General features: G+C 61.0%; 18 protein-coding genes and 1 tRNA gene. 10 read left to right on the plus strand and 9 right to left on the minus strand.

Annotated elements, in window-relative coordinates; all coding sequences use genetic code 11:
• Positions 1–50: 50 nt before the first annotated feature.
• From modC to HOLFODRAFT_RS0215000, 4 genes are read right to left on the minus strand one after another with little or no spacing between them, the layout of a single operon-like run.
• Entirely contained in the window at positions 51–1124 is a 1074-nt protein-coding gene (modC, locus tag HOLFODRAFT_RS0214985; RefSeq protein WP_005034546.1) for a molybdenum ABC transporter ATP-binding protein, read from the minus strand.
• Positions 1121–1789, minus strand: a complete 669-nt coding sequence (gene modB, locus HOLFODRAFT_RS0214990) for a molybdate ABC transporter permease subunit (protein ID WP_005034548.1) — start codon at positions 1787–1789, stop codon at positions 1121–1123. Before modB ends, modC begins: the two co-directional genes overlap by 4 nt.
• Positions 1790–1802: 13 nt before the next feature.
• Entirely contained in the window at positions 1803–2561 is a 759-nt protein-coding gene (gene modA, locus HOLFODRAFT_RS0214995) for a molybdate ABC transporter substrate-binding protein (RefSeq protein ID WP_005034550.1), read from the minus strand.
• A 14-nt stretch (positions 2562–2575) separates the two neighbouring features.
• Positions 2576–3784, minus strand: coding sequence for an alginate export family protein (locus tag HOLFODRAFT_RS0215000; protein WP_005034552.1), 1209 nt, complete (start codon positions 3782–3784; stop codon positions 2576–2578).
• A 749-nt stretch (positions 3785–4533) separates the two neighbouring features.
• Between HOLFODRAFT_RS0215000 and HOLFODRAFT_RS0215005 the strand changes: the two genes are divergently transcribed.
• The 6 genes from HOLFODRAFT_RS0215005 (at position 4534) to HOLFODRAFT_RS0215030 (ending at position 9955) form a co-directional block, all read left to right on the plus strand.
• Complete coding sequence (locus HOLFODRAFT_RS0215005; RefSeq protein ID WP_005034554.1) at positions 4534–5109, plus strand: FmdE family protein; 576 nt, start codon at positions 4534–4536, stop codon at positions 5107–5109.
• Complete coding sequence (locus HOLFODRAFT_RS21620) at positions 5106–5951, plus strand: class I SAM-dependent methyltransferase (RefSeq protein WP_005034556.1); 846 nt, start codon at positions 5106–5108, stop codon at positions 5949–5951. The genes HOLFODRAFT_RS0215005 and HOLFODRAFT_RS21620 overlap by 4 nt, the downstream gene beginning before the upstream one ends.
• Positions 5952–6053: 102 nt before the next feature.
• Positions 6054–8123, plus strand: a complete 2070-nt coding sequence (locus HOLFODRAFT_RS21625) for a TonB-dependent receptor plug domain-containing protein (protein WP_005034559.1) — start codon at positions 6054–6056, stop codon at positions 8121–8123.
• Between the two features lie 149 nt (positions 8124–8272).
• The gene (locus HOLFODRAFT_RS0215020) at positions 8273–9082 is read left to right on the plus strand and encodes a TOBE domain-containing protein (RefSeq protein WP_005034562.1); all 810 of its coding nucleotides are present in this window, start codon (positions 8273–8275) and stop codon (positions 9080–9082) included.
• Positions 9083–9162: 80 nt separating this feature from the next.
• A complete protein-coding gene (locus tag HOLFODRAFT_RS0215025; protein ID WP_005034563.1) occupies positions 9163–9588 on the plus strand; it encodes a TOBE domain-containing protein in 426 nt (141 codons plus the stop codon).
• Between the two features lie 163 nt (positions 9589–9751).
• Positions 9752–9955 carry a cold-shock protein gene (locus tag HOLFODRAFT_RS0215030; RefSeq protein WP_005034565.1) on the plus strand — a complete coding sequence of 68 codons (204 nt, stop codon included), beginning with the start codon at positions 9752–9754 and terminating at the stop codon, positions 9953–9955.
• Positions 9956–10064: 109 nt separating this feature from the next.
• Here HOLFODRAFT_RS0215030 and HOLFODRAFT_RS0215035 read toward each other — a convergent pair whose 3' ends face one another.
• The 3 genes from HOLFODRAFT_RS0215035 to HOLFODRAFT_RS0215045 all read right to left on the minus strand — a co-directional run bounded on the left by HOLFODRAFT_RS0215035 (position 10065) and on the right by HOLFODRAFT_RS0215045 (position 12585).
• The gene (locus HOLFODRAFT_RS0215035; RefSeq protein WP_005034567.1) at positions 10065–11381 is read right to left on the minus strand and encodes a DEAD/DEAH box helicase; all 1317 of its coding nucleotides are present in this window, start codon (positions 11379–11381) and stop codon (positions 10065–10067) included.
• Positions 11382–11554: 173 nt separating this feature from the next.
• Positions 11555–11628 (minus strand) — tRNA-Arg (locus HOLFODRAFT_RS0215040).
• Positions 11629–11799: 171 nt separating this feature from the next.
• Positions 11800–12585 carry a hypothetical protein gene (locus HOLFODRAFT_RS0215045; protein ID WP_005034569.1) on the minus strand — a complete coding sequence of 262 codons (786 nt, stop codon included), beginning with the start codon at positions 12583–12585 and terminating at the stop codon, positions 11800–11802.
• Between the two features lie 146 nt (positions 12586–12731).
• Between HOLFODRAFT_RS0215045 and HOLFODRAFT_RS21630 the strand changes: the two genes are divergently transcribed.
• The 4 genes from HOLFODRAFT_RS21630 (at position 12732) to HOLFODRAFT_RS21635 (ending at position 17071) form a co-directional block, all read left to right on the plus strand.
• Positions 12732–13886, plus strand: a complete 1155-nt coding sequence (locus HOLFODRAFT_RS21630) for an ISAs1 family transposase (protein ID WP_043485832.1) — start codon at positions 12732–12734, stop codon at positions 13884–13886.
• A gap of 539 nt (positions 13887–14425) precedes the next feature.
• On the plus strand, positions 14426–15703 hold the full coding sequence (locus tag HOLFODRAFT_RS0215055; RefSeq protein WP_026939364.1) for a tyrosine-type recombinase/integrase: 1278 nt from the start codon (positions 14426–14428) through the stop codon (positions 15701–15703).
• A gap of 394 nt (positions 15704–16097) precedes the next feature.
• Positions 16098–16370, plus strand: coding sequence for a hypothetical protein (locus HOLFODRAFT_RS0215060; protein WP_005034573.1), 273 nt, complete (start codon positions 16098–16100; stop codon positions 16368–16370).
• Positions 16371–16567: 197 nt separating this feature from the next.
• On the plus strand, positions 16568–17071 hold the full coding sequence (locus HOLFODRAFT_RS21635; protein ID WP_005034574.1) for a Mu transposase domain-containing protein: 504 nt from the start codon (positions 16568–16570) through the stop codon (positions 17069–17071).
• On the opposite strand, the gene HOLFODRAFT_RS0215070 is transcribed toward HOLFODRAFT_RS21635, so the two are convergent.
• Together HOLFODRAFT_RS0215070 and HOLFODRAFT_RS21640 are read right to left on the minus strand one after the other, a co-directional pair.
• Positions 17038–17337, minus strand: coding sequence for a hypothetical protein (locus HOLFODRAFT_RS0215070; protein ID WP_005034575.1), 300 nt, complete (start codon positions 17335–17337; stop codon positions 17038–17040). The genes HOLFODRAFT_RS21635 and HOLFODRAFT_RS0215070 overlap by 34 nt on opposite strands.
• A gap of 419 nt (positions 17338–17756) precedes the next feature.
• Positions 17757–18965 carry a DNA cytosine methyltransferase gene (locus HOLFODRAFT_RS21640; protein WP_005034578.1) on the minus strand — a complete coding sequence of 403 codons (1209 nt, stop codon included), beginning with the start codon at positions 18963–18965 and terminating at the stop codon, positions 17757–17759.
• Between the last annotated feature and the right edge of the window lie 64 nt (positions 18966–19029).

A 19029-nucleotide genomic window follows, 5' to 3' on the forward strand; every position in this document is an offset into this window, starting at 1 on the left:
AGGGGTTAGGCGGCGCCTGTGCTCCTGGGGGCTGACTCGGACGGAGCTCGTCAGGAGTCGAGCAGGGCTACGGATTTGACCTGGGCGAAGAGCTCCAGGCCCGGGCGGATGTCCAGGGCATGGGCGGATCGTTCGGTGAGACGGGCCATGAGAACGGACGGGCCGATCCGCAGGCGGGCGAGGATCTGGGCCGGATGCTCGTCTGGGGCAAGGGCTTCCACGGTGGCGGGGATGAGGTTCTGGATGCTGGTGTGCTCCTGGTGGACGAGGGCAAGGCTCACGTCCCGGGCCAGGATGCGCACCCGGACGTGCTTCCCGATGGAAAGGCCGGTGTCCCGGGTCCAGAGCTGGCCGCCTGGGAAGTCCAGGCGCGCCAGATGCCATGGCTCATCCTTCTCCACCACCCGGGCCTCCAGCACCACGCCAGCGTCCTCGCCGAGCCGGATGGGAAGGTCCAGGCGCGCCAAGGTTTCAGCCAGGGGGCCCTGGGCTACGGCGCGGCCTTCCTGGAGCACCACGATATGGTCTGCCAGGCGGGCCACCTCGTCGGGGGAGTGGCTGACGTAGAGGATGGGGATTTCCAGCTCGTCGTGGAGGCGTTCCAGATAGGGGAGGATCTCGTGCTTACGGGTCAGATCCAGGGCGGCCAGGGGCTCGTCCATGAGGAGGAGCCGAGGGCTCACCGCCAGGGCCCGGGCGATGGCCACCCGCTGGCGCTCTCCGCCCGAGAGCTTGTCTGGCTTGCGGTCCATGAGGGAACCGATGCCCAGGAGTTCCACCGCCTTGTCCAGGCTGACCCGCAGCTCCCGTCGGGAACGTTTGCGCCCGTAAGTCAGGTTCCCCAGGACGCTGAGGTGGGGGAAGAGGCTGGCCTCCTGGAAGACGTAACCCAGGGGGCGTTGGTGGGTAGGCAGGAATCGCTTTCCGTCCTGCCAGACCTCCCCGTTGACTGAGAGGAAGCCTTCGGTGTGCTCCAGGCCAGCGATGCAGCGGAGCAGGGTGGTCTTGCCCGAGCCGGAATGGCCGAAGAGGGCCGTGATCCCCTGGTGGGGAAGACTCAGGTCCACCTCGAGGCTGAAGGTGTCCAGGGGCATGGTGAAGCGGGCCTTGATGAGTCCAGTCATGCCTTCTTCCTCCAGAGGTGGACTACCAGCAGCACCAGGAAGGAGAAAACCAGGAGGACACCTGCCAACTGATTCGCCTGGGCCAGTTCCATGGCGTCTACATGGTCGTAGATCTGAACCGAGGCCACACGGGATATGCCGGGGAGGTTGCCGCCGATCATGAGCACCACGCCGAATTCCCCGACGGTGTGGGAGAAGGCCAGCACCGTCGCCGTGAAGAACCCTGATCGGGCCAGGGGCACTGCCACCGTGAAAAACCGGTCGATGGGACCCGCGCCCAGGGTGGATGCTACCTCCAATGGACGATCGCCGATGGCCTCGAAGGCCGTCTGGAGGGGTTGTATCAGGAAGGGGGCTGAATACAGGACCGAAGCCAGTGCGAGGCCCCGGAATGTGAAAGCCAGGGGGGTGATGCCGAGCCACTGGGTCAGGCGGCCCACCATGCCCTGAGGGCCCAGGAGGAGGAGGAGATAGAAACCCAATACCGAAGGCGGCAGGACCATGGGGAGCGCGACAACCGCTCCCACAGGGCCCTTCCACCAGGATTTCGTGCGAGCCAGCCACCAAGCCACCGGAGTTCCCACCGCGAGAAGGATCACGGTGGTGGTGCCGGCCAGCTTTGCGGTGAGCAGCAGGGCCTGGAGGTCGCCTTCGGCTAGGAACATGCGGACTTTCGTACTACTTGCGAGGGGAGGAGAAACCGTGCCTGCTGAAGATGGCCTGGGCGGGCCTGGAGAGGAGGAAATCTCCAAATTGCTTGGCCAGGGGGCGGTTGGCGCCGGGTTTCAGGATGACATAGCCCTGGGCCAAGGGCTGATGCAGGTTCTCGGGGACCGGAATGTAGCTGCCCTTGGCCATTTCTGGGCTCAGGGCGAGGGAGAGAGCCACAAAGCCCACCTGGGCATTCCCGGTCAGGGCGAACTGGGCGGTCTGGGAAATACTCTCACCATAGACCAGCTTGGACTCCACCTTGGACCAGAGTCCCTTGGCCTTCAGGGTCTCTTCGGCTCGCTTGCCGTAGGGGGCGAGCTTGGGGTTGGCGATGGCGATGCGCTGGACCTTGGGGTCAGTCAGGCCTTCCAGGCTCAGGTGTTTGGCATCGATGCTGGAGCTCCAGAGCACCAGGTGGCCGAGGGCATAGGTCTTCACCTCGGAAGCCGCGAACCCGGTCTTCACCAGCTGCTCGGGAAACTCCATGTCGGCCGAAAGGAAGATGTCGTAGGGAGCACCTTGCTGGATCTGGCTCAGGGCCTTTCCGGAGGATGTGAAAGCCAGGGCCACCTCGTTCCCTGGGTGGGCCTTCTTGAACGCCTCGGATACCTCGGTCAGGGCGTTCTTGAGGGAGGCGGCAGCGGCGACGGTGATCTTGTCCCCTGCCTGGACGAAGGAAGCCACGGACAGGGCCAGGACTGCGAATAGGGTTCTGATGCTTTTCATGGGTGACACCCTTCCTAGAATTTGTAAGTTGTCATGAACCAGAACTTGCGGAGGTCCTTGTCCAGGCTGCTGCTGGTGACCTCCCCGTCGCCCTTGTAGTCGGCGAACTTGGCCAGGATCGAGACGTTCTTGCTGACGGGGTAGTTCACCAGGAGGTCCAGTTCCTTGCCGTAATCCAGGCTGCGATCGGATTCGGCCTTGAAGAAGTGGTATTGGGCCTCAAAGCTGATGCCCCATGCCTTGGCGTCGCCCTGGAGATAGGTGTCCACCAGGCCTGCCGCGGGTGTGGTGCTGATGCGATCGGAATAGCCATAGAAGCCGTGAAGGGAGGCATCGGGGGTTGTGTAGCCGCTCTCCAGGGCCTCTCGGACCACCTTGATGCTGTAGTTCTGGTATTTATAGCCGACCATGCCCATCCGGTAGATGCGGTCGGGGACCTTAGCCTCGGTGCCGTCCTTGTACGTGCGCTGCTGGGCGTAGGAGGCCTCGTAGATGAGGCCATTCCACGCGCCGTCGGCCCGCAAGCCCCGGTGCTGGTACGAGGACGTGGCGGTGTAGGTGGTGACGGGCACCGTGGGGGCGGTGGCGTTGGCTACGTCGGCAGCGTAGTAGAAGGGTGTGATGGCAATGGCTTTGCAGGGCGTGAAGCGGATCCTGGCGAACTCCAGCTTGAGATCCCTGTGGGTGCCATCACTCATGAGGATGTCGGTGATGTGTCCTGCGTGGAGTTCCATCCAGGGCAGGCCGAAGTTGCCCTTGAATGTGGCGCCGGTGTAGGACTTGGGGGCCTGGGACCAGGCTCCACCTCCGATGAACCGCTGGTTGTCTACCGAGAGGGTCTGGCGACCGACCTTGAGGCCCTTCCATTCCAGGTAGCCCTGGAGAATGCGGTCCTGGTGGGGATCACTGATCTTGGCAGCTTCGGTCTTGTTGTTGAATCCGTCGTTGAAGCGGTTCACATCGAAGAGGGTGCTGACGTCCAGGAATTGCAGGTTGGCGCTCACTCCGTAGTATTCGCCAGTCTTGTACCCCAGGATTGTGCGATTGGTCAGGGCTGTCGCGGTCTTGGAAGAGGCGGGGGCTGTGTAGGCCTGATCGGTGTCGTACTCATAGCGGGTGCGGACTTCCAGGCTGACCTTGCCCTGGGCGAGGGCCGTCTGAAGATCCTGGGCCGAGGCCCCCAGGGTGGCCAGGGCGAGGGTGGTGAGGAGCAGGGGCTTCATGACGTCTCCTTGTGCGATACGCCTCTCGGCGGGGTTGGGTGTGACTGAAGGGCTTGTGGTGAGGCAACCGGCACGGAATGTCGGGAGTATTGTGCGGCAATCCGGTCAAGGATGCTAAGAACGCTCCGCCGCCTGGAAGGGGCCCGGGGGTTCGATGTGGTGGCCAGTATATATCGTAGTGGCGCAATATTTCCTGCTTTATTTCGAAAGTCAGGTCTTCTTTGGCGACGCCTGTTTTTTTGATTCTGTTCTAGAAGCAATCTGTTGCGAATTTATTAATATTATTCCCAGGCCCCATGGCTGACCCGGGCTTTCTGGGCGTGGCCGCATTCGGGACAGAAGGCGATGTCCATTGCCATGCACCTCTGAATGTGAGAAGGGGTGTTGGGTAGCGGATCTCCTGATTCTGGGTGGGACTTGGTGGGCGGGGTCGCTCATCCTTGCTCCAGATTGCAGGTGGAAGCCTTTTTCTGGTTGCTGGCTTTTTGGAACATTATTTTTGATAATATTTGCGGGTCGCGATGATGCAAATGCTGATCGCAAAGATGTAGCTCGTCTCTGGGTGCCTCGGGTTTCCTTGCTCCTTTTGTCGGGGTTATGGCACTTTGTGGTGGCGATGTGAAAGAGTGTTGGCATCCGATATGTCCTGAATGATATAACGGTCGAATCCTCCCCCAGTGCTTTTCATGCATTGGGCTTCATGGATTCCTGGGGGGATGAGAGCCGTTTTAATTCACAAAGAGGCAACTATGGATATTCATACGGTTCCGTTTGGTCAGCACCTCAAGGAGGCTGAGGTCTTCCACGGTCATCTGTGCGGAGGCATCGTGTCGGGGGTGCGGATGGCCCTCCGCGGGTTGAAGGAGATCGGGATCCGGGATCCCAAAGGGGAGGACCGCAAGAACCTCATCGTCTTCGTGGAGATCGATCGCTGCGCGACGGATGCCATCACCTCCGTCACGGGGTGCCGCCCCGGCAAGCGGAGCATGAAGATCAAGGACTACGGGAAGATGGCCGCCACCTTCATCAACCTGGAGAGCGGCCGGGCCGTCCGTCTCGCGTCAAAAGGGCCCAAGGATTCGGAGCAGGCGGGCTCCCTGGAGGACGCCATCAAGGCGGCTTCGGACGAGGATTTGTTCTGGATCCAGCACGGAAGCGTCCCTCTGGGGGCGGGGGACCTGCCCGGGCGGCCCGTGCGGTCGGTGCCCTGTGCGCATTGTGGCGAATCCGTCATGGACATGCGGGATCTCTGTGTGAACGGCGAAAGTCTGTGCCAGCCCTGTGCGGAAGGTCAGAGCTACTTCATCCCCGGGAGGCAGGCATGAGCGCATCGGCGAATGCCGCCCCAGGCATCGAGGGGCTGGATTGGAATCTCCTCTGGAAGGAAGCCATGGCCAGGAAGGACGAATCGGTTGACACCCGGGCCCGCTCGGAATACTGGAACCGTCGGGCGCCCTCCTTTGCCTCCCGCTGTCATGAGACCCCTTATACCCGGACCTTCCTGGAGGTTCTGGCCCCCGAGCCCCAATGGTCGGTGCTGGATGTGGGCTGCGGGGCCGGCACCCTCGCCCTTCCTTTGGGCGAGCGCGTTAAGGCTGTTACGGCTATGGACTTCTCTGAGGGCATGCTCGAGCAGCTGGTTCTGCGTCGCGACGAGTTGGGGCTATCCAACATCTGCGCCCTTCACGGGGGGTGGGATGACGACTGGGATGCCCTTGGGGTGGGGGTCCACGATGTGGTCATCGCTTCCCGCTCCCTGATGGTGGGGGATCTGGCAGCGGCGCTTCGCAAGCTTGACCGGGCTTCGCGTCGCGGAGTCTATCTCACCGCCCCGGCGGGCTATGGTCCCTCGGATCGCAGGGCTCTGGAGGCGGTGGGGCGACCCGCGCGCAAGGGGCCTGACTACATCTACGTCTACAACCTCCTCCACCAGATGGGGATTTTCGCCAACATTACCCTCATCAGGTCCGAGCAGGGGCGCCCCTTCGAAGGGCCGGAGGAAGCCCTGGACTTCTACCGCACGCTCATTGACGGCCTCAGTCCCGAGGAGGACCGGCGCCTGCAGGATTATCTCCAGCGGGAACTGAGCCTCCGGGATGGCAAGTGGTACTTGTGCCATCAGGATGCCATCCAGTGGGCCCTGATCTGGTGGCGGAAGAGCAACTGATCAGGTCGCGAACAAGGACTCGTTTCAACCCTCAACCCCTCTCCCCAACCTTGCTGTCCGCCCCTCCATGAGAGGGGTTGGCAGCGCCATCGGAGGACATCCATGTCCCGGTTTCCCATTGCAGTTTCAGCACTGGCCCTGTTTCTCTGCGCATCCCCAGCCCTGGTGGCGGGGGAGGCGGCTTCGGAGTCCACCACCACGAATGCGGCCGAAGAAAGGGCCAGGGCCATCAAGGATGGCAAGTTCCGGATGGGCGAGGTCACCGTCGCGGTGACCGCTGATCTGGACCCGATCGAAACGGCCAACACGACGATCAGCGCGGAGCAGATTCAGCAGCTCAACCGGGATGACATCAGTTCCGCCCTGGCCCTGCTGCCGGGGGTGAGCGTCAGTCAGGGGGGCGCACGCAACGAGGCCATGTTCTACCTTCGCGGGAATGATCCCCGGCAGACCCCGGTCTTCGTGGATGGTGTGCCCTGCTACATCCCCTACGACGGCAATATCGACTACGCCCGTTTCACGACCTTCGATGTGGCCGAGATCCAGGTGGCCAAAGGATTCAGTTCCATCGCGTACGGGGCCAACACCCTGGGCGGTGCCATCAATGTGGTGACGCGAAAGCCCGCAACGGGCTTCGAGGGGGACTTCCGGGTGGGAGCCTTCGAGGGAAACGGCAGGACGACGGCCTTGAACCTCGGCAGCAACCAGGGGGGGTGGTACGTCCAGGGGGGGCTTGCATACAACCAGGCCGACTCCTGGAGGATGTCTTCGGATTTCGTTCCCAATGCCCGGGAGGACGGGGGGGCGCGGGATCATTCGGGCTATTCCGACAGGAAGCTGTCGCTGAAGGTTGGCCTCACCCCCAACGATACGGACGAGTATGCGATCGGGATCGTCAGGCAGCGGGGTGACAAGTCCAGCCCGGTCAGCACGGACCTGAGCACCACCGCCCGCTATTGGGACTGGCCCCTCTGGAACATGGACAGCACCTTTCTTGTGACGCGCACGGCTCTGGGGGCCAAGAGCTACGTCAAGTTCCGCGCCTACTTCGATCGCTATGAGAATGGCATCGACAGCTACACGGACAGCACTTACACCACCCTCAAGACCAGTGGGTCAGGGGCCATGAGCCCCTATGGTCACAGCCGCTACCGAGACTTCAGTCATGGGCTGATGGCTGAGGCCGGCACCCTGGCCATTGCCAACCACAGCCTGAAGGTCGTGTTGCAGACCAAGACGGATGTCCACCGGGAGGGTGACTACACCCAGTCCGGCACCGCCAGCATGCCTCATTTCGAGGACCGGTACCTGATCCTGGGGCTTGAGGACAGTATTACGCTCTCTCCCACCCTGGACCTCTCCCTGGGGGCTGGGTGGGATCAGATGAAGCCTGAGAAGTCGGGGTCCACCTGGGAGCTATCTGAATCCAGGAGCAAGTGGCACGGGCAGGTGGGTCTCTTCTGGAGGGTGACCCCCGGTACCCAGCTTTACGCCACCATCGCCCAGAAGGACCACTTCGCCACTCTCAAGGATCGCTACTCCCTGAGATTCGGAACCTATTACGCCAACCCGAGCCTGGTGCCTGAAACCTCCCTCAACTACGAGATTGGCGTCAAGTCGACTCCTGCCCCGTGGCTGCAATTGGAGGCCGCTCTCTTCCGAAGTGACATCAAGGATCTCATCCAGTCTGTCTATGTCGAAACCGTCGGCACCACCAAGATGTATCAGATGCAGAACATCGGAAAGGTCCAGCACGAGGGGGTGGAGCTCGCCATCGGCCTGAAGCCGAACCGATACGTCAAGGGCGGTCTGGGCTATACCTACCTGAATCGGGATAACCAGAGCGGCGCTACGGCCCTCACCGGCACCCCCAAGCACCGGGTTACGGGATACCTCCGGGTGGACCCGCTGGAGACTCTCTATGTGCAGGCCAGTATCCAGTCCCAGGGCCGTGTGTGTGATAGTTCCTCCCAGGCTTCCTCGACAGGCCTTGTCACATCGACCTATGTCGGTGGCTTCGCCACGGCCGATGTGGCCATCGGCTGGCAGCCCATGGCCAAGCTCAGCTGTGATGCCGGCCTGAAGAATGCTCTGGACCGCAACTACCAGTACAGCGTCGGCTACCCCATGCCGGGCCGCACCTGGTTTGCCAACGCCCGGTACACGTTCTGAGCTTCCGTTTTTACTGCTGGCGTTTTGCGCTGGAAGCGAACCTGCTGGGGGGCTTTCAGCGCAAACGTCTATCGTGAGGGGGGCTGAGCGGGGTGCTTGTCTCGCCCTCTGGGCGGTGCCACGATGAACGCCAAGCCTGGAGCCAGAGAATGTCCAAGAGCAGCACACCCCAGATGGAACTTGCCGGATCCCTCTGGGTTCAGAAGGCCGGGCAGAAGGTCTTTGCCGAGGAGCGCATCGCCCTCCTGGAGAAGATCCACGAGCTTGGGAGCATCACTCATGCCGCCAAGGCCGTGGGGATCAGCTATAAGACCGCCTGGGATGTGGTCAATCTCATGAACAACCTGGCGGATCGTCCCCTGGTGGAGCGCAATGCCGGTGGCAAGGGGGGAGGGGGCACGGCCCTCACGGAGGCCGGGCTGGAGGTCGTCCGGCAGTTCCATGTCTTTGCGGAGGAGCACCGGCGCTTCCTGCAGAACATCAGTCAGCGCATCGAGGGGGGTGGGGACCTCTATGCCTTCCTGCGCCGGATGTCCATGAAGGTCAGTGCCCGCAATGTCCTGGCTGGCAAGATCACCACTCTTACCCGAGGCTCGGTGAACGCCCTGGTGGTTCTGGCCATGAAGGGGGGCGCCAGCATCTCCTCCACCATCACGAATGCGAGCGTTGACGCCCTGGAGCTTGGGGTGGGGAGGGATGCTTTCGCCATCATCAAGGCCAGCTCTGTCATTCTTGGGACCGATCTCCATGCGATGAAGCTCAGTGCGCGGAATGTCCTTTGCGGCCAAGTTGCCAAGGTCATTGATGGCCAGGTCAATGCTGAAGTGGATGTGGATCTGGGGGGGGGCAACACCATCAGCGCCGTGATCACCCATGACAGTGTCCTGAAGCTGGGGCTCGAGCCTGGGGCGCACGCCTGCGCCATGTTCGAGGCTTCGAGCGTGATCCTGGGTGTCTAGGGGGTGTGCTGGAGCCACCTGGGCAGTCTCGAGGTGTCGAGCTATGTCCTCATTTGCCAACTTGGATTAGGAGGATCGTCGTGAAGCTCAGTGCGCGCAATGTCCTGGTCGGACAGGTCTCCGAGGTCAGCCAAGGGGCGGTGAACGCCCTGGTGCGGCTCACCCTCAAGAACGGGAATGATGTCTTCGCCAGCATCACCAATGCCAGTGTGGAGGAGCTCGGTCTTGAGGGTGGGAAGGAGGCCTTTGCCATCGTCAAGGCCAGCTCTGTGATCGTGGGGGCCGATCTCCATCAGGCCAAGGTCAGCGCCCGGAACCTGCTCTGTGGCGAGGTGTGCAAGGTGGTGGATGGCCCCATCAATGCCGAAATCCATATCAACGTCGGGCCAGGTGTTGCGATCAGCGCCGTCATCACCCATGAAAGCGCGAAGGTCCTGGACCTGCAGATCGGGGACCACGCCTGCGCGATGTTCAAGGCCTCCAGTGTAATTCTCGGGGTGAACTGAATTTTTTTTCCCGGCGAGGACTTTTTCTGGGTATTATTAGAAACTCTGTCATTCTATGGCATGCCGTGATGCCCGCGAAGTGCGGCCACCACGAACACACTTTGACGCCCCTGCCTGGGGGATGTCATCGCAATCATGTTCCAGGCACTCGTAGGAATTCATCATGGCCCAAGGCACCGTCAAGTGGTTCAACGCTGAAAAGGGTTTCGGTTTCATCACCCCCGATGAGGGTGGTCCCGATCTCTTCGTCCATCACTCCGCCATCCAGACCCGCGGTTTCCGCACCCTGGATGAGAATCAGCGCGTCACCTTCGACGTCGCGCAGGGCCAGAAGGGGCCCCAGGCCACCAACGTCAACAAGCTCTAGTTACCGTAAAGATAAGCAAGAAAAAGGGCGGCTTCAGCCGCCCTTTTTCTTTGTCTGCTGGCGGACTCCAGGGTCTGCGCTTTCGCAGACCCTGGGTCGGATGCCGTTGCTACACGCCGCGGCGGCTGCTGCTGGGGGCTGACCCACGCCGACCTTCGGGGCGGGCTGGTCGGGCGCTGGAAGACCTGGGGTTGGACCCCTGGCGACCGCTGGGGCGGCCTCCGCCGGGCCGCTGGCCACCGCCGCTGCGCCCGTTCTCGATGGGCTCGGCCTTGATGGCGGGGTCAGGGGCGAAGCCTGCGACCACTTCGCTGGGGAGGGGGTTCTTGAGGAGGCGTTCGATGCCCTTCAGGAGTTTGTGCTCGTCCACGCAGACCAGGCTGAGGGCCTCGCCTTCGCTTCCGGCACGGCCCGTGCGGCCGATGCGATGCACGTAGTCCTCAGGAACCTGGGGCAGTTCGTAGTTCACGACGTGGGGGAGCTGGTCGATATCCAGGCCCCGGGCGGCGATATCCGTGGCCACCAGCACGCGGATGTTGCCCTGCTTGAAGTCAGAGAGGGCCTTGATGCGCTGGGGCTGGCTCTTGTTGCCATGGATGGCCAGGGCGCTGATGCCATCCTTGTCCAGCTGTTCGGCCAGACGGTTGGCGCCGTGCTTGGTGCGGGTGAAGACCAGTACCTGTTCCAGGTTCTTGGTCTGGATCAGGTGGGCCAGGAGGGCCCGCTTGCGCTCCCGATCCACGGGGTGGACCACCTGCTTCACCAGTTCGGTGGTGGAGTTGCGGGGAGCCACATCCACAGAGGCGGGATCCTTGAGGAGGCTGGCGGCCAGTTCCCGGATCTCGCCGGAGAACGTTGCGGAGAAGAGGAGGCTCTGGCGCTTTGCTGGCAGGAGCGCGAGGATCTTCTTGATGTCGCGGATGAAGCCCATGTCGAGCATGCGATCCGCCTCGTCCAGGACGAGAATCTCCAGCTGGTCGAAGCGCAGGGTGCCCTGCTGATGGTGGTCCAGGAGGCGTCCGGGGGTGGCCACCAGGATCTCCACGCCCTTGCGGAGGGCTGCAATCTGGGGGTTGATGTTGACGCCGCCGAAGATGGTGGTGGACCGCAGGGGGATGTGCTTGCCGTAGGTGCGGATGCTCTCCTCGACCTGCATGGCCAGCTCCCGGGTGGGGGTCAGGACCAGGGCCCGGATGGGGTGCTTGGCGGGAGAGGTGGAGGTGCTGGCCTGGGGGGCCAGGCGCTGCAGCATGGGCAGCGTGAAGGCTGCGGTCTTGCCGGTGCCGGTCTGGGCGCCGCCCATGAGGTCCCGGCCCTGGAGGACTACGGGAATGGCCTGAGCCTGGATGGGGGTGGGGGTTTCGTAACCCTGCTCGCGTACGGCACGCAGCAGCTCGGGCAGAAGGCCGAGGGTATCGAAGGACATGAATGCTCCTGGAAGGGCCCACCCGCCCGGAGCAACGTCCGACGCGGGCCCCGGTCGGGGCAGAAAAGGCGAATCGATGGGAGCCGGGGGAAGACTGACCGGAGGTGTCTGGCCCGTAATGCCTCGCCGTGATTCGTGGAAAACCCCCGAAGTCGTGTGACTTCAGGGGTTGATGGTGGTCCCGGAGCGATTCGAACGCCCGACCCTCAGATTCGTAGTCTGATGGAACCACTGAAAACAAAGAACTTAAAAGCTCGGTGTCAAAACTGTGTGGGTGGCCAGAGTTGGCCCACAGAATCGGAATTGCTTCCTCGTAAATCCTGGAACCTGAAAAGCTCCAGCCCTCTAGGCTACCGTGAGAAGTCCTTGCTGTCCACGGAGAAGTTCCCGGCATGGGGGCCGAGGAGTGTGGAGGGCTTCAGGCATGGGAGGGTGGCTGGGCGGGGCAGAGGTGTCCGAAGCCCAGGATGGTCTGGATGGCTTCGTCAAGCTGAGTCTGGGCGGCTGTGAGTGCTGCTGCGGGAGTGGGGAAATGCCTCTGTCGGAAGAGTTCGCTACCCCGGTCGCGAAGGACCTGGTCTGAGTGCGCTTTGGGCGGGAGCTTCTGGAATCGGGCGCAGTCTGAAAGGGCGATGAACCAGGTGGGCAGTCCGGTGGCAGGGTCGATGGGGCTCAGGGGGGTGATACCGCCCGCCCGCCATCGGATCGGTGCGCCGAGGGTCCGGCAGGCCTGGCTTGGGGGGAAGTCGAAGGGGAGAAGCCCAGCCGCGACAGCGGTGGGGTGCGCCCAAAGGGGGTTTCCTTGGAGCGACTGGAGGCCCAGGAGGGCGTGGCGGGTAACCCGCTGCCCGAGGATGTGATCCTCGAAAGGCAGGGTATGAGCCACCAGGTAGCCTTCGGTTTCGATCCATTCGGTCAGTAAGGTGGCGATCTCTGCCAGCCAGGCGGACCGTGGCGGGTCTGGCCAGGCTCTCAGTTGGATGCGCACCTCCAGGAGTTGTGGATGGCTGGAGGGCGGCTTCGAGTGCCATCTGGCGGCGAGCCCCAGGCGAGTGAAGGGGGGAGGGTCGGCCTCTCCCTCGCTGTCTAGGGCGACGGGCGTGGGGAGAGGGTGCGGGACATGCTGAGGCAGGCCTTCGAAGGTCCAGGACAGGGCTCTCCCGGTGGACACGACTGGAAGGGGGTTGGGGGTAGGTGGGGGCATGGGAGCTCTTTGCAGGGCCGCCGCATGTACAAATAATCAAAAAAGCAATAAATCGGGCCATATAGCTGGCAAATCAACGGTGCGGGCCCATATAACACTTGTACTTCATAATCAAGTATGGCATGACATTCCATGGAGAACTGTCCATGGTAACCAAAGCCAGAACCCTCGCCGATCACCTCGAATCCTTGCCCGATCCCCGGAGCACGCGTGGTCAGCGGCACCTCCTTCTCGACATCATTCTCATCGCCGTCCTGGCCGTTCTCTGTGGCGCTGACAGCTGGGAGGACATCCACCGCTTCGCCAAGTCGCAGGATGCCTGGCTCAGGACCTTCCTCACGCTGCCCAACGGTGTGCCAAGCGCCGATACGATCAACCGGGTGTTCATCCTGCTCGACCCCAAGGCCTTCACAGAGTGCTTCCTCTCCTGGGTTCGCGACGTACGGAAGAAGGTTCCTGGGGATGTTGTGGCCCTGGATGGCAAGACGCTCCGGGCATCGCTTGCAGCCGGTAAGTCGGCCCTGCACATGGTCAGCGCTTGGTCCTCTGCGAACCATATGGTGCTTGGACAATGCGCCGTCAACGAAAAGAGCAACGAGATCACAGCTATTCCCGCACTCCTCAAGGTTCTGGATCTGAAAGGGTGCATCGTGACGATCGACGCCATGGGGTGCCAGAAGGGAATCGCCAAGGGGATCGTGGCGAAGAAGGCCGACTACCTTCTGGCCGTCAAGGGCAACCAGGAGCGCCTCCACAAGGCCATCAAGGCGTGCTTTGAAAGCCTGGATGCCAATTTGGTGGGCACTGCTCACGGCAGCGCCGAGTCTTTGGAGTCTCGACGTGGTCGGAATGAGCGGCGCCGCGTGACCACCCTGGATGCCGTTGAGCAACTTCCAGAGAGCATCCTCCTGGAATGGCCCAAGCTGGAGACGATCGTGCGAATCCAATCAGAATCGCTGCGCAACGGCAAGCCTGCCCTGGAAGAACGGTTCTACATCACCACCTTGTCCATGACCCAAGCCGAGGCTATTGGTTCGGCCGCCCGCCATCATTGGGGCATCGAGAACAAGCTCCACTGGGTCCTAGACGTGGCATTTCGGGAAGATGCCAATCGGACTCGGAAGGGGAGCGGCCCTGAGTGCAGCGCGGTCCTCCGCCATATCGTGCTGAATCTCCTCCGGCAGGACCCGAACCCCATGGGAAGCATCAAGTTCCGCAGGATGCAGGCCGCCATGTCGCCGGATTATCGTATGGCTGCTTTGCTTGGATTCCCACACAATGGAGAGACGACCTCTATCTAATAATTCCATCATGCGGTGGCCCTGGAGCTCTTTGGGGGTGGCTTGATGCTCTGCTTTAGCGTGAATGTATATGGTGTGTTGTGGTTAAAGTCAATGCTTTTACATAAGTGTTGAAAATAGGCAAAATTATCAATACTTACTTGCTTCCTTACTTCTTGACTTTCTTTTTAATTACTTGCTTTATGTGTTGAAATAACGTGTCTTAAGAAAATTTTTGTTTGATATTTTGTTGCTGAATTATGTAGTATGCGATTGTGGAAATAGTGAGGTGTCAACATGCGAAGCGTGGATGAGATCATCGCTGGGCGCGAACTGATCATGGCCGTGGATGTGTTGGCGTGTTTCGAAGCTGCGACGGGGCGCTCGATCTCGCCAAATACGCTTGCTGCTTGGCGGGTCATGGATCCCTTGGGGGTTTGGGCCGTCCAGCCTCCTGGGCAAAGATACTGGGTCTACGACTGGCCTCAACTTTGGACTTGGTACCGAACTTACACTGCAACCCAAAAACAAAACAGGCGTAGGAAGAGTGTATAGAAGGCGTGATTCCATCGGAATTAATTTGCTTCCTACATGGGGCGTTTGTGTCAAATACCTATTTTCACAAAAAAAATGGCACCTACTATTTCAGTGTCATGCTCGATGGCCGTCAATACCATCGGTCTTCTCGGCAGTCCACGCTGGCCGGAGCTCGAATCGTCGCCGAGCAGTTTATTCAGGCCCGGATGATCGAAAAATTCGGGGCCCAGACTATGGCCACGACACCTCCTCCGGCCGTGGTCACCTTGCAGAAGCTGGCAGACCGATGGGAGGCCACCCAAGACGAAGAGGCCAGCTCTGGGCATCTCCGCAACGTCCGGGATCATGTGCGTCTGCACCTTAAGCCCCTTCACGATCTGCCAGTCGACCAGATCGGCATCGAAGAAATCCAGCCCGTAATCAAGGCATACTGCCGCACCCACGCCGTTGCCTCCGCGAATGGGCTCCGGCGGACGGTCAACCTACTCTTCGCCTTCGCCAAGCGCGCCAAACTGATTCGGGAGCTTCCTTTTCCGCCCCTTCGAAAGCGGAAAGAGCCTGTAAAACGGAGGGTGATCCTAGGCGCTGAGCACTACTCCAAGATAGGGGCCCTAATCGCCAAGGCTCGAAATTCTCATATTCCTCTTATGGTTGCCCTGCTCCTCGCGACGGGTGTACGGCGAATCGACGTCCTGCGAGCCCAGTGGGAAGATATGGATCTTGAACGGGGGATCTGGGCGCCGACGATTATCAAGGATGGGGATCCACTGGTCTTCGAGCTCGACCCTTGGCTTATCGCCGAGCTGAAGAAGCTAGCCCGGAACGGGTTGTGGATGTTTCCTTCGGCGGAGGGGCAGCCTCATGGAAAGGAATTCCTTCGGCGGACCCTGGCCAGGGTGGGAAGGGAGTTGGGGGTAGGCCGCCTGGGCACGCACTCCTTGCGGGCGAGCTACATTACCTACCTTGCCGAGCAGGGGGTGCCGATCCCGACTATCGCGGCACTGGTCGGTCACTCCGATATCCGGGTGACCATGAAGTACTTGGTGAAGACCAAATACGCCCTGGACATTGGCCTGCGAGCTGCTCAGAAGATCGCCCAGGCGGCGATCCCAGGGTTGGCTGGTGCGTCCTGGCCATCCCAGGAGGATCTGCAGGCCCTCGTCCTGGCCAAACCGGTGACCGTGGTGGCCAAGGATCTGGGCGTGAGCGCCAAGGCGGTTGAGAAACGATGTAGGGATCTTGGTTTGGAGACGCGGCCACGGGGGTACTGGGCGAAGCAGAGGGCGAAGGTTGGGGCATGAGGTGGGGAGCTCATCCACTCAGGGAGCCCTATGTTGCGGGCTCGCCTAATGTGTCAGGCACTAGGTAATCGCTGGATCTTGTGTTCCAAGAACCAACCATCTGGCCACTTTGTTCCGGGGCAAGGAATCCCTCCTGGCGTACCTGGCCTCTGCCGAGGCCATGCCTTTAGACGATTTCTGGACACCCGACCTGTGAACGCACTCAACAGGCGCGAGCCTGGAAGGAGCCCAGGGCAGCCTTCGATCCCATATGCACGCAAGCCTTGTCATCTGGAATGACCTGGACTTGGCAAGCGGCGGCGGGCTTGCGCCCAGCGAAGCCGTGCGTCCGTCTCTTTCTCCAGTGTCGAGCCCTGGGCTCTCCATTGGAACGATCAGGAGAGGATGAACCCCGATGAACATTGCAGACATGATCCTTCTGATCTGGACCGAATCCTCGGTTTATGAAGTCGACCCTGTGGCCAAACAGATTCGCCGTACAGGAGGCGTGCGGCCCCCAACACAGCGAATTGGCCTGGGGTGGAAGCCATTCCTTGCGATTGAGGTCGAGGTCGGTGCATCGGCAAAGATTCTTTGGCGCATCACCCCTGAGGGCGTAGCCCAGACGACGATCACCTCAGAGGTAATGGCTGTCGAGGTATGCGCGCAAAAGTCTTTGGCTCCGTAGTCGACTCCGATTCCCGGGATCTCCTTTGCGCGATTTGAGCAGCTCTTGAGTGACAACGCCAAACCCTTGGTGGATCGCTGGGAGGGCGGGAGGGCCGTCTTTCATCCCGAATTCGAAGCCTTCTGCAGGCACTGGGGACGGTCCCGAAAGCCTGCCAGCCCTTTCGGGCCCAGACCAAAGGTAAGGTGGAGCGCGGTGTGGGCTACGTGAAAGGCAATGCCCTGGGCCGCCTGGAATGGGAGAGCGACGAGCCGTTGGATGAGCACCTGCTCTGGTGGATGCGGAACGTCGCGGATGTGCGGGTTCACGGCACGACTTTCGAACGTCCCATCGATCGATTCGGAGCGGAGACGGCCGCCCTCCGACCCCTCCTGAACCATTCCAGCTACCTGCGCGTTCGCCATTTGACCCGAAAGGTGGCTTCCGATGGGCGGATCGACCTGGACACCAACCACTACAGCGCTCCGCCGCGGTTCATCGGAGCCACCCTGGAAGTGCGGATCGAGGCGGATTCCCTGGCCGTGCTCTGGCAGGGCCAGATCGTGGCAAGCCACGGGATCCATCCGGGTCGGCACCAGGTCGTGGAGGATTCAGATCATGCCATCCACCATCTGGAGGGCCGAAGCCTGCCCGTGCCGGCGAGGGGGATCTGCCGACCTATCGCACACTACGCCGTCATCGCAGAAGGTGAGGCATGGTAGGCCGCCATGATGTCGAGGGCCTCGGTCCCACCGCCGGCCTGTAGGGAGATCCGCATCCTAGACCCATCGCGGGCCGAGATCTCGATGGTGGGCCCAGGTGCGTGGGGAACACCAGGAGGCGGCTCCAGGGTTGCGGGCAGTTGGATAATGGTTGGCTTCACCAGCCTGTGCTCCTCGGCGCCCTCGGTGCGCCTCCGCAGGGCGGTGTAGTCGGTGGTCAGCGCCCAGGCCGCCGGGCAGACACCGAACTTCCCGGCCAGGGTCACTGCAGCCTCCCATAGCTCACCCGGCATCGGCCCCGGACCCCGTGCCGAGCCTGCCGCCACTCCCCGATCCTGGCGAGAAGCGCGTTCATCTGATCCTGCGGGGGGTCCCTCCCGAACCTGACCATGGGGCCTCCAGAGACCCCAACATACCGGGCGGGAGGCCCGATATTCACGCACTCTTGCCGGAAGCACACGACTGATGTCCTTCATGTGTTGCCTCCTTGGTCGTCTGGCGATGCGCCATCTCGCGATGACCAAGGAGCCTTCATTTACATGGAATTGCTAGCTTTCTTACTTCGAGGGTTATCCACCCGACGACACCCCCGCCGCGCAGTGGCTTACGTTCAACACAGGGCCGTGAAGTCACGCCCGCCGGCTCCAACACAATCCGCCAAGACACTGCCAGCACGATGAGGAACTTAGGGCCGACTGTCAGGTCGAATGTCGGCGTCGGAAATCCCTTCGGTGAGCACCCTGCGAACACCAAGGGCAACGGCTTTGGCAAGAAGGAATGGAACGCCGTTCCCGATGGTTTTGAATTTTTTGCTCAGGGGCATGTCGGGAGGCAACTGGTAGTTGTCCGGGACGGTCTGGATCCGGAGCGCCTCCCGCACAGAAAGGCGCCTGGGAAGGGTCGGGTGGAGGTGAACTTCGTTATTGCCATATGCTGCGGCAGGGCTGAAACGCCAGCGATGAAGGCGTTTGAAGCTCTTCTTGGCGGTAAATCCCTCCGGGATCTGGTTAAACTTCGGACTGTAAGCCCTGAATTGGTCCGATTGGTTTGGAGTGGTCGCCCCCTCCACCAGATCCTTGATCCAACCCCATACGGTAAGCTGCTCTGGAATGCCCGCAGGCATGGGAATATCCATCCCAAACGGAGCCACGTCCGGCCATGGTATGGCTTTTTTTGCATCTGGATGGATCCGCCCTTTGGCCCAGGGGAACCAATGAACTCCCGGCAACCCAACGTTTCGAAGACGCATTGCGATCATGCGTTCATGCATGGACTTGTCCAGAAATCTCTGGGAGAACAGATCAGACTGGCCGACCCATGACTGCGACAAGCCAAAAAAGATCACACGCTGGCGATCCTGTGGCACACCATATTCCAAGGCATTGAGAATGTTCCAGTCTAGGAAATAGTGCGGCTTCAGTTTGTCTACCAAGGATGCAAAGAACTCTTTGTGCTTCGCTGTTCGAAACAGACCTGGCACATTCTCGAAGATGAAGAAGGTTGGCCTGATCTCCATGATACGTTCGACATACACACCGCTTAAACGGCCATTCTCCCCTTCATGGCCTTTGTTTTTTCCACCGCTTGAGAAATCAGGGCAAGGTGGCCCCCCGATCATCCCAAAAATGGGTGGAACATGCATCTCGAAAGCTTCTCGAATGATCCGGTCAGGGCCAACATCCACAATGGAATCAGGGTTTTCAATCTCCCGGCCCCTACCCTTTCCCATGGATCTGGTCCCGAATGCGAACCCCCGCCTGAAGTCCTCGGAATACTCGTTATGCCAAACCGACGTGAATCCGGCATCCTCAAAACCCAAGTCAAGGAATCCCGCACCGGTAAAAAAGGAAAGCACTGGGATTCCGCGATCGGTCTGTTGTGAAGCTGAAGACAACGGGACTCCAAAAAAACATCTGCTCTTGATGATAGCCCAGCGAAGGGCCCCGAAGACACAGCCT

The sequence above is a fragment of the Holophaga foetida DSM 6591 genome, from assembly GCF_000242615.2.
Lineage (GTDB): Bacteria > Acidobacteriota > Holophagae > Holophagales > Holophagaceae > Holophaga > Holophaga foetida.